This window comes from Azospirillum isscasi, from assembly GCF_030849505.1.
Taxonomy (GTDB): Bacteria; Pseudomonadota; Alphaproteobacteria; order Azospirillales; family Azospirillaceae; genus Azospirillum; species Azospirillum isscasi.
The window spans coordinates 1-8,993 of the sequence record NZ_JAUJFI010000201.1; the positions used below are offsets into that span (position 1 = coordinate 1).

The following is an 8,993-nucleotide window of genomic DNA, read 5'->3' on the forward strand; positions in this document are numbered from 1 at the left end:
GCCCCCCTTTTTTCTGCCCCCTTTTTTCTGCCCCCTTTCTGCTGGCCGCCGCCATCCTCCGGACGCCGGCCATCGCGCGGAGAGCGGAAGCTGGTTTGGAGTCTTGTCGCTCCCCCCTCCCCGACTCCAGCCTCCGAACCCGTCCAGAGCGGGAAGCGAAGCCTGCTTGCCGACCCATTTCTCCGAGTCGCGCGACGAATCGCACTCGCAAGCGAATCGGAAACGTAGAGCTGGAGTTTTGTCGCGTCGATCCAAGCTTCCACAGGACGAACGAATTATCCCCTGGAGTGTTGTCGCGGGATTCCTGGACTCTTGTCGCGCGACTCGCGATTCTCTACTGGAGTCTTGTCGCTCAAACTAATAGGTGAATCTAGTAATCTTACTAATAGTCTGCGCGACAAGATTCCAAATTGCAGCTCCCAACCTGCCGTGATATGGATCGGGTCATAAATGAACCTGGAACAAACGGCGAGAACAGCGCGCTATGGGCCAGTTGCATCGCCTGATCAGCCAAGTGGGCCGAGAGCAGGCCAAAGCACTCCAGACCGATCCTGATCAGCGCTCGCTGGTTGACATCGCTGCTGCGGTTCTGGAGGAAGAGCGCCAGGACCTTGGCATTACCTATTCAGGCTTTGCCCTGACGGCGCTTCCGCACCGCCGGCTTCCCGATGACCAACCCTGGGAACGGCGCGGACATCGCATTCGTCTGCTGATCGAGCCCGGTCGTCTGCCGGTAAGGGGCGGTGGTTTCAAACTCTACGGCGTTCCTTACGGCAGCCGGGCGCGAATGATCCTGCTGTATTTGCAGACCCGCGCCCTGCAGACCGACAGCCGGGAGGTCGAGCTGGGCCGCAGCATGCACGACTGGCTGGACCGCATGGGCCTGTCGGTGGGCGGCCAGACCTACCGCGACATCCGTGAACAGGCGTCGCGCATCGCCGCATGCAATCTGACCTTCGCCTGGGAAGACGCCAACAGCCTGGGCTTCGAGAAGGACTCGATCGTCAAAGGCGGCATCCATTTCTCTTCGGAGCACAATTCCCCGCAGGGAACGCTGTGGGAAGACCGGGTCCTGCTTTCCGAAGCCTTCTTCCGGGAATTGAAGGCCCACCCCGTGCCAATCTGGGAACCGGCGCTGCGCCACATCCAGAACAACAGCACGAGCATCGACATCTACATCTGGCTGGCCTACCGGCTGCACAGCCTGACCAAGTCCACCACGATCACTTGGCCGGCGGTGTTCGAACAGTTCGGCGCCGGCTACGCCCGTCTGCGCGATTTCCGGAAACGCTTCATCGAAGCCTTGCAGCTGGCGCTCGCCGTCTATCCGGAAGCACGGGTGGACGTGGAGGACCATGGGCTGCTCCTGCACCCCTCGCCGCCTCCGATCCCCGAACGGAAAATGGCTCAGCTCATGCGCTGAGGCGCCGCCACCGGTGGCGTTCCCGGGGACGCGACAAGACTCCAAACGCCCCCGGAAGGGCCTCGCGACAACATTCCAGACAGCCACGCTCCAGCAAGGGATTTCATGCCGTACAAAGCCCTGCTGCTCGACCGCGACGGCGTGGTGAACATCGACCACGGCTATGTCGGCGACCGCAGCCGCTTCGTCTTCATGGACGGGGTTTTCGCCCTGGCGCGGCACGCCATGGACCGTGGCTTCCGCGTCGCCGTCATCACCAACCAGTCGGGGATCGCGCGGGGCTACTTCAGCGAGGCCGCCTTCCTGGAACTGACCGGCTGGATGCGGGCGGCGTTCCAGGCGCAAGGCGTCGAACTGGCCGGGGTGTTCCATTGCCCCTATCACCGCGGGGGAACCGTCGAGCGCTATGCGAGGGACAGCTTCTGGCGCAAGCCGAATCCCGGCATGATCCTGGAGGCGGCGCGGCGGCTGGAACTGGACTTGGCGCGCTCCGTCTTTCTGGGTGACCAGCCGACCGACATGGAGGCCGCCCGTGCGGCGGGAGTGGAGCGGCGCGTTCTGCTGTTCCCGGACGGTGCGTCGACCGCACCGGAAGCCGCGACGTCGGTGATCCGCCGTCTTGAAGAGCTGATCCCAGCCCTCCGCTGATCCCGTCGGCGCCACGAGCCACCGCTTCAACGGGCCGCCGATGCGCACCCCATCCGTCACCGGTCAGCAGCCGGCCAAGCGGTAGATTCGCATGACCACCCGCTTGCCATCCTCGTGGCGGCGCATCTGGATGATCTGGCCCGGTGTTCTGGCAGGTTTCTGGCTGGCCACCGACGTTCCCAACGCTGCGGGAGGGGAGAGGCACATCCCCGTTCCAGTTCCTGGTTTGGCGGTGATCCGAAGGCCGTCCGCCGCAAGCGTGGCGGATCGGAAGGGGTTACAGCCTGCACCATATGATACTAAACAGGGGCTTCGGTTCTGACACCAGCAATCTCAGTAACCTTGTCTACCCCCTTCCCCCTGACAGGCTGACGCTTTACAGACTGTGTGTCTTTGTCTGTCGTTGTCGGGTGGATCAGTTTAGAAGCCGGCTTTCCGCGGCTTCCGCCCCGGCCCGACCGGCGTTTTGCAGACCAGATCCGTTTAGAAGAGAGTGGATCGGTTTAGAACCGGACCGCCGCTGCTCAGAACGGCCGCTCCAGGCGCGCCAGAACGCTCAACTTCAGCCGGATCGCCAAGCCATTCCGCCAATGTCCGCAGCCTGGTTTCGCGGCCCGCGGTCCGGCGCCCTGATCCACGTCGCAGATCTCCTTTGGAACGCTCCCGATCACGGGACGACCGGCCGCGCGGTCGATGTAAAGGAAATGACGCGCCCCAAAACGGTCGTTTATTCTCATGCTCATTGACTTTACAAAGGGGTTCTCCGGAGGCTTTTTTCGGCTTGGGAGAAGGGGTATGGCCCTCATCGGCTACGCGCGCGTCTCGACCGACGAGCAGACCACCGCCGGCCAGTTGGACGCGCTCCGCGCCGCCGGCTGTGCGGAGATTTTCGAGGAGAAGGCCTCCGGCGCGTCCCGGGCACGGCCGGAACTGGCGCGGGCGCTCGCCCGCATCGCCCGTGGCGACACGCTGGTCATCTGGAAGCTCGACCGGCTCGGCCGCTCGCTGGCCCACCTGCTGGAGGTGATCGAGGACCTGCGCGGCCGCGGTTGCCATTTCCGCTGCCTGACCAGCCCGATCGACACCGCCAGCCCGCACGGCACGCTGGTGCTGCAAATGCTCGGCGCCGTGGCCGAGTACGAGCGCTCGCTGATCCGTGAGCGCACCAAGGCTGGATTGCGGGCGGCCAAGGCGCGTGGGCGGGTCGGCGGCAATCCCAAGCTGAAGCAGGGCGACACGGTGACGGCGCAGCGTCTCGCCGCCCGGCAGCGCCAGCTTTACCTGCTGGAGCTGACCCGCAAGGCGGAGGAGTGGCTGCCCACCGTGCGGCGCCTCCGGCCGGCGCGCTCGTGGGCGGCGGTGACCCGCGCCGTCAACGCCAAGCTGCCGCCGGGCCGGCACTGGACCGCCGAGCGGCTGCGCCGCGCCGTCCGCGCCTTCGTGGCCGAGGGGCTGGCCGACCGGGGGCTGCTGGACAAGGTGCCGTCGGTGCGCGGGGACGACCGGCTCATGGTGCTGGTGGCCGGCATCGCCCGCGCCAACCCCACGCTGTCGCTGCGGGCGATCGGCGCGCAGTTGGAGGCGATGCGGGAAACGACGCCGCGGGGTGGGCGCACCTGGGCTGCAGCGTCGGTCAAGAACTTGCTGGACCGGGCGCGGGTGCAAGGGTTGCTGGGGGCGCGCTCAATTCCGGCATCCCACCAACCATGACACACACCACCACAAGACTTGGCATGTTCTTCAACCACCTGTTTTACTCAATTCATTAAGATTTGTATTTAAACCCTCCGCCAACGATCAAGTTGACATAAATTATTTGGTGCCGACCATTGATTTATTATCTGGGAAAATTCATGTATTGTCCCATATTTCATTATCCTCCCCAGTGCGATCGTCACGATATCGCACTGTCGTTGACGTTCCGGCTGGATATCCCCATTCGGAAGAGGATCTCGTGGATCGCCGTCGGGAACCAAGGACAGGAGCCGCTCGTGATTGACCGGGCGTGCGGACTTGCTGCCCGAAGCGGAGCATCGGCCTCATGGGCGATCAACTCGCCAACGCCTTGGGTGATTCGGACACACGCCTGCCGGACTGGTTGGAGAGGTGAGGCATGGCGTGCGCGCATTATCTCGTCGCGCAACGTGAAACCGGCGGGTTCATCCTGTTGGAGAGGAGCCGGTACGGCCCCTTCCCGAGCGGCCGCGCCCGGCGGCGCTTGGACCGGGGTGGCCCGAACCAGGAGGAGTTCCATGATCGACCGCGAACTTCTGGGACGTTACCAGACGGTGTTCGGCTGTACCTTCGACGTCGCGCTTTGGACGCGGCGGCCCGGCGACGGAGTGAACGACATGATGCGCGCCGCACTCGCCGGATATGGGCCGCCGGTGACCGACGAGCGCATCGCGGCCCGAGTGCGTGAGCGGCTTGAATTCCCGGACGTCCCGTAGAGCGGAGCGAACCCATGTCCGTTTCCTCCGGCCCGGCGGCCGCCGACCATCGGTGCCGGCGCCATAGTGGACGCGCCGGCTGCGACACGGGCGGCCTCCTGGCGGACGGACGGTGGCCGGACGCGGCGCGGCGATCCGCTGGATTCGGGCTTCGCCGTGCGATGCGGTCTGTGCCATGCTGCCGATCATGAACGGCTTCCGCTCCAACTTGCCCGGAACACCAGAACGCTCCGATGCGGAACGGAAGGTGGATGCGGCGCAGCGGCAGGGGGGCATCTTCGCCAAGGCGGTCGCCGCCACGCCGGTGCCGATGATCGTCGCCGACGCGGTGCTGCCGGGCAACCCGGTGATCTTCGCCAACGGCGCCTTTCTGGACATGTCCGGCTACACCATGGACGAGGTCCTTGGGCAGGAGCCGCACTTCCTGGACGGGCCGGACACCGATCCCGCGACGATCCAGCGGTTCAAGGCGGCCCTTGCCGAGCAGCGCGACGAAACGCTGGAGATCCTGCAGTACCGCAAGGATGGCGGTACGCTGTGGGCAACGCTGTTCGTCAGCCGGTGGGCCGACGCGAGCGGACAGGTCGTCCATCATTTCCTGTCCTTTCTGGACATCACACGGCGCTGCGCCGCGGAAGACGACCTGCGGCGCCTCACCCAGGATCTGGAACGGCGCGTGGCCGAGCGGACGCAGGCGTTGACGGAGGCCAACGCGCATCTGTCCCGCCTCCTGGCGGAGAACGAGGTGCTGCTCCGCGAAGTGGACCATCGGGCCAAGAACAGCCTGGCCATCGCCTCGTCGCTGCTGATCACCCAGGCTTACCAGCAAGCGGACCCGGCGGTCAGGGCGCTCTTCCTGGAAACGCAGGAGCGGTTGGGAGCGATGGCGCACGCGCACAATCTGCTCAGCAAATCCCGGGACCCCAGCCGGATCGGGCTTGCTCCCTACCTGCGGGACCTCTGCGCGTCGCTGATGACGGCAGCCGGCACGAACGCCGGCATCCGGATCGAGGCGCAGGCGGACGAGGACATACACGTTCCGGCCGACCACGCCATCGCGCTGGGGTTGGTGGTGAACGAACTGGTCACCAACGCCGTGAAGCACGCCTTTCCGTCGTCCCAGGCGGGACGTATCGAGGTCACGGCCCGGCGGCCGGACGCCGGCCACGTGATGCTGTGCGTGCGCGACGACGGGGTGGGCATGTCCGGCGACCGCGAAGGCGCCCTTGGCTTTGGGATCGTTCGCTCTCTCGTCGAACAGATCGACGGCGAGATGGACATCAGCCGCGATGCCGGCGTCGCCGTGACGGTCACGTTTCCAGGCTGATGCTCCCCGGCGCTCCGGACGATCGTGCCCCGGGACGGGGCCGCGGTCAGCCGCCGTCCGGGCCAACGCCGAACCACCGGTGACGGGGCATGATCGCGGCGTCCGGTGGCGTCATGCCCGCCCGATCACCCGCTGGACGGCGACGACAAGGTCCGCCATCGAGACCGGCTTCACGAGCAGCAGCGTGCAACCGGAATTGCCGCTCTGAATGCCGGCCACACCGCCTTCCGGCGGCGTTCCGGTAACGACCACGACCGGAAGATCGGGCCGATCGCCGCGCAGCCGTTGGATCAGGGCCATTCCGTCCATGATGGGCATCCTGAGATCGGTCAGCAGCACATCGGCCTGGTCCCTGGCATCGGCCTCCAGAGCGTCCCGGCCGTTGTGCGTGACCGTGACATGGAATCCCGCACGGGTCAGCGAGTCCTCCATGGCCATGGCCACGAGAACCTCGTCCTCGGCCAGGAGGACGTGAAGAGGCGGCGGCGACGGCACGGTCATCCTAAAGCCCTCGTCGTGGCGGGGGGCTCGTCGGATCGGCCCGGCATGCACCGGCCGGAGCGGGCGGCATCCATTCCCGCTCCCCGGCCGTCAGGCTTTGCGAGCCGGCATCCCGCCGGCCATGCCGTCAAACGCCGCGGACTCTCAACGCGGTGCGATGACCATGACCATCATGCGCCCCTCCATCCGGGGCATCTGCTCGACCTTGGCGATGTCCTGGAACTGGTCGCGCACACGGATCAGCACGTTCATGCCCAAATCCTGGTGGGCCATCTCGCGGCCGCGGAACCGCATGGTCATCTTGACCTTGTCGCCCTCTTCCAGGAAACGCCGCGCGGCCCGCATCTTCACGTCGTAATCATGATCATCGATGTTCGGGCGGAGCTTCAGCTCCTTGATCTCGATGATCTTCTGCTTCTTGCGCGCCTCGTTGGCCTTCTTCTGCTCTTCGAACCGGAACCGGCCGTAGTCGAGGATCTTGCAGACCGGCGGTTCCGCCTGAGGCGCGATCTCGACGAGGTCGAGTTCGGCTTGTGCCGCCGCCTCGAAGGCGTCGCGCAGCGAGACCACACCGATCATGTCCCCGCCGGCGCCGACGAGGCGCACCGTGCGCGCCGTGATTTCCCGGTTGATGCGCGGGCCTTCGCGGACAGGGTCCGCATCGTAGAGTTTGGCTATGTCCTGTCTCCAATGGTTGGTCCGGTGATGATCCGGAATGGGCTCCGATGGCCGGGATGCCGCCGGTCAGTCTGCGGAACCGGCGGTCGCAGTCAATACCCTTCGCGCAGCAAGCGCTTGCGGAGCAGCTTGCGTTGCCGGCGGACCGCCTCCGCCGCCCGCCGGGCCCGGCGCTCCGATGGTTTCTCGTAACGCCGGTGAAGCTTCATCTCGCGGAACAGCCCCTCGCGCTGCATCTTCCTTTTCAAGATGCGCAGAGCGCCTCCCACATCGTTGTCGCGGACCTGGACGAGCATTGGGCGGCTGTTCCCCGGCTGTTGTCTGTGTGGAGGCGGCTCGGTATGAAAAGCTCTCAGCCCAGGGCGTCGAGGACGATCTGGCGGATCTCGCGCGGGGTGAGACGGGGCCACTCCGGCGCCCATGCCTGTTCAACGCCAGGAGCAGGCTGCGGACGTTGAGGCCGGACGACCAGAGGGGTCCCGGTCGAAGGAAGTTTGATGGTCATAAGAGCCCTCAGGCCGGTGCGGGCAAGGCCCGCCGGCCGTTGTTGTTTCTGTTGAATTCCGGCGTTTGCTTCGCAGCGCTCAGAGCGCGCGCAGGTTCTCAGCCGAAACCTTGCCCCGCCGCGGGTCGCGGACGGCCTCGAACGTCAGCTTCTGCCCCTCGTTGAGAGGACCGATGCCGGAGCGGTCGACGGCGGAGATATGGACGAAGACGTCCGCCGAACCGTCCTCCGGCTGGATGAAGCCGTAACCTTTGGTGGAATTGAACCACTTCACGGTACCGGTCGCCATGGGCCTGTTCCCTTTCTGATGGTGCCCCGCCCGACATCGGGAGGGGATCAAATTCACTTCGGGAAAAGAGACCCAGACCGGAGAGGCCGGGGCTGAGGAAAACAGGCCCCGGAGCAAGCTTGACGTTCTCCACATGGGGACCGGGACCGGTGTTGGCAAGCAAATCCTGACCGGCTGTCGGGAGATTGCGGTGCGCCTGTGCGGATGCGCCGCAGCCCCGGCCGGGGGTTTCTGACGACGGACACGGCCCCTGCGCGAACGGGGCCCCCGGGCAGACCGGCCATTCGGCTTTGGAACGGCCTGCCTCCACGCCGCCGCATCCCCTTGATCGGTTCGCCGAAGCCCCTATTTACCATCTCACTGGATGGAGGAAGGATGGTATGGGGATGTCCGAGAGCGCACACGGTCCGAAGCCGAAGACCGGAGACAGCGAGAAGATCACGATCAACCTCGGCTATGTCGACCTCGGTCATATCGATCTTCTGGTGCAGGAAGGGTTCTACGCGAACCGTACGGACCTCATCCGCACCGCCATCCGCAACCAGATCGACCGTCACGGCGACGCCTTGCGGCAGGCCGTGACGCGCAAGAGCGTCGACCTCGGCCTGCGCCACTACAGCCGGGACGATCTCGAAGCGGCGCGGGATGCCGGACGGATGCTCGACATCCGTGTCCTCGGGCTGGCCACCATCGCCCAGGACGTCACCCCCGAACTCGCCCGCGCCACCATCGCCTCGGTCGCCGTGCTGGGGGCGCTGCACGCCAGCAGCGCCGTCAAGGCGGCCCTTGCGGACCGCATGCGCTGAGGGCGCAGGCCGCATTCCTGAAAGACGACGGACCGGGCTTTCCCGCATGCCCCGGTCCGAGCACAGAAAGCTTCCGACATGACCGACCGTGTCCCCGCCGCAATGGCCGAGGCGCTGCGCCTCACCCAGGCCGGCGACCTCGCCGGGGCGACCGCCCTCATCCAACGCCTGCTGAGAGGGGCGGCGCCTGTGCCGCCCGGCGCCGCACCGACCATCATCGATGTCGAGCCGGTCACGGTGAACGCGCCGCCGGACATGCCGGACGCCGCGCCGCCGCGCCGCGCCACGGCATCCAGGCCCGCCGGCGCGTTTGCCGGGCGGTTCCATCCCGGGCCGCGGACCGGCCTGGGCGGAACCCTGCGCGGC

The 8,993-nt window shown here is 66.2% G+C and carries 10 protein-coding genes and 1 pseudogene; 7 read left to right on the forward strand and 4 right to left on the reverse strand.

The features are described 5' to 3' along the window. The first annotated feature begins 484 nt into the window (after positions 1-484). The 5 genes from QSG27_RS25615 to QSG27_RS25635 all read left to right on the forward strand — a co-directional run bounded on the left by QSG27_RS25615 (position 485) and on the right by QSG27_RS25635 (position 5,848). Positions 485-1,423 (forward strand): replication protein RepA, encoded by a 939-nt coding sequence (locus tag QSG27_RS25615; RefSeq protein WP_306711172.1) that lies wholly within the window; start codon positions 485-487, stop codon positions 1,421-1,423. 105 nt (positions 1,424-1,528) lie between these two features. Further along, complete coding sequence (locus QSG27_RS25620; protein WP_306711174.1) at positions 1,529-2,071, forward strand: D-glycero-alpha-D-manno-heptose-1,7-bisphosphate 7-phosphatase; 543 nt, start codon at positions 1,529-1,531, stop codon at positions 2,069-2,071. Positions 2,072-2,866: 795 nt separating this feature from the next. Beyond that, positions 2,867-3,781, forward strand: a complete 915-nt coding sequence (locus QSG27_RS25625) for a recombinase family protein (RefSeq protein ID WP_306711176.1) — start codon at positions 2,867-2,869, stop codon at positions 3,779-3,781. A 542-nt stretch (positions 3,782-4,323) separates the two neighbouring features. Then, on the forward strand, positions 4,324-4,521 hold the full coding sequence (locus QSG27_RS25630) for a hypothetical protein (RefSeq protein ID WP_306711178.1): 198 nt from the start codon (positions 4,324-4,326) through the stop codon (positions 4,519-4,521). A 175-nt stretch (positions 4,522-4,696) separates the two neighbouring features. Then, complete coding sequence (locus tag QSG27_RS25635; protein WP_306711180.1) at positions 4,697-5,848, forward strand: sensor histidine kinase; 1,152 nt, start codon at positions 4,697-4,699, stop codon at positions 5,846-5,848. Between the two features lie 111 nt (positions 5,849-5,959). Here QSG27_RS25635 and QSG27_RS25640 read toward each other — a convergent pair whose 3' ends face one another. From QSG27_RS25640 to QSG27_RS25655, 4 genes are all read right to left on the reverse strand, one after another. Next, positions 5,960-6,349 (reverse strand): response regulator, encoded by a 390-nt coding sequence (locus tag QSG27_RS25640; protein WP_306711182.1) that lies wholly within the window; start codon positions 6,347-6,349, stop codon positions 5,960-5,962. Positions 6,350-6,493: 144 nt separating this feature from the next. Then, the gene (gene infC / locus QSG27_RS25645; protein WP_306711190.1) at positions 6,494-7,027 is read right to left on the reverse strand and encodes a translation initiation factor IF-3; all 534 of its coding nucleotides are present in this window, start codon (positions 7,025-7,027) and stop codon (positions 6,494-6,496) included. Between the two features lie 92 nt (positions 7,028-7,119). Next, positions 7,120-7,323: a 30S ribosomal protein S21 gene (rpsU, locus tag QSG27_RS25650; protein ID WP_306711184.1), complete on the reverse strand. Its 204-nt coding sequence runs from the start codon at positions 7,321-7,323 to the stop codon at positions 7,120-7,122. A 288-nt stretch (positions 7,324-7,611) separates the two neighbouring features. Next, positions 7,612-7,821 carry a cold-shock protein gene (locus tag QSG27_RS25655; RefSeq protein WP_306711186.1) on the reverse strand — a complete coding sequence of 70 codons (210 nt, stop codon included), beginning with the start codon at positions 7,819-7,821 and terminating at the stop codon, positions 7,612-7,614. Between the two features lie 386 nt (positions 7,822-8,207). On the opposite strand from QSG27_RS25655, the gene QSG27_RS25660 reads away from it, so the two are divergent. Then, entirely contained in the window at positions 8,208-8,627 is a 420-nt protein-coding gene (locus tag QSG27_RS25660) for a CopG family transcriptional regulator (protein WP_306711188.1), read from the forward strand. A 78-nt stretch (positions 8,628-8,705) separates the two neighbouring features. Beyond that, positions 8,706-8,993 (forward strand): annotated as a pseudogene (locus QSG27_RS25665) (esterase); the annotation flags it as partial.

Coding starts and splice junctions, on each gene's coding strand:
- QSG27_RS25615 (WP_306711172.1), top strand. CDS start 485: ATGGGCCAGTTGCATCGCCTGATCAGCCAAGTGGGCCGAGAGCAGGCC.
- QSG27_RS25620 (WP_306711174.1), top strand. CDS start 1,529: ATGCCGTACAAAGCCCTGCTGCTCGACCGCGACGGCGTGGTGAACATC.
- QSG27_RS25625 (WP_306711176.1), top strand. CDS start 2,867: ATGGCCCTCATCGGCTACGCGCGCGTCTCGACCGACGAGCAGACCACC.
- QSG27_RS25630 (WP_306711178.1), top strand. CDS start 4,324: ATGATCGACCGCGAACTTCTGGGACGTTACCAGACGGTGTTCGGCTGT.
- QSG27_RS25635 (WP_306711180.1), top strand. CDS start 4,697: ATGCTGCCGATCATGAACGGCTTCCGCTCCAACTTGCCCGGAACACCA.
- QSG27_RS25640 (WP_306711182.1), bottom strand. CDS start 6,349: ATGACCGTGCCGTCGCCGCCGCCTCTTCACGTCCTCCTGGCCGAGGAC.
- rpsU (WP_306711184.1), bottom strand. CDS start 7,323: ATGCTCGTCCAGGTCCGCGACAACGATGTGGGAGGCGCTCTGCGCATC.
- QSG27_RS25655 (WP_306711186.1), bottom strand. CDS start 7,821: ATGGCGACCGGTACCGTGAAGTGGTTCAATTCCACCAAAGGTTACGGC.
- QSG27_RS25660 (WP_306711188.1), top strand. CDS start 8,208: ATGTCCGAGAGCGCACACGGTCCGAAGCCGAAGACCGGAGACAGCGAG.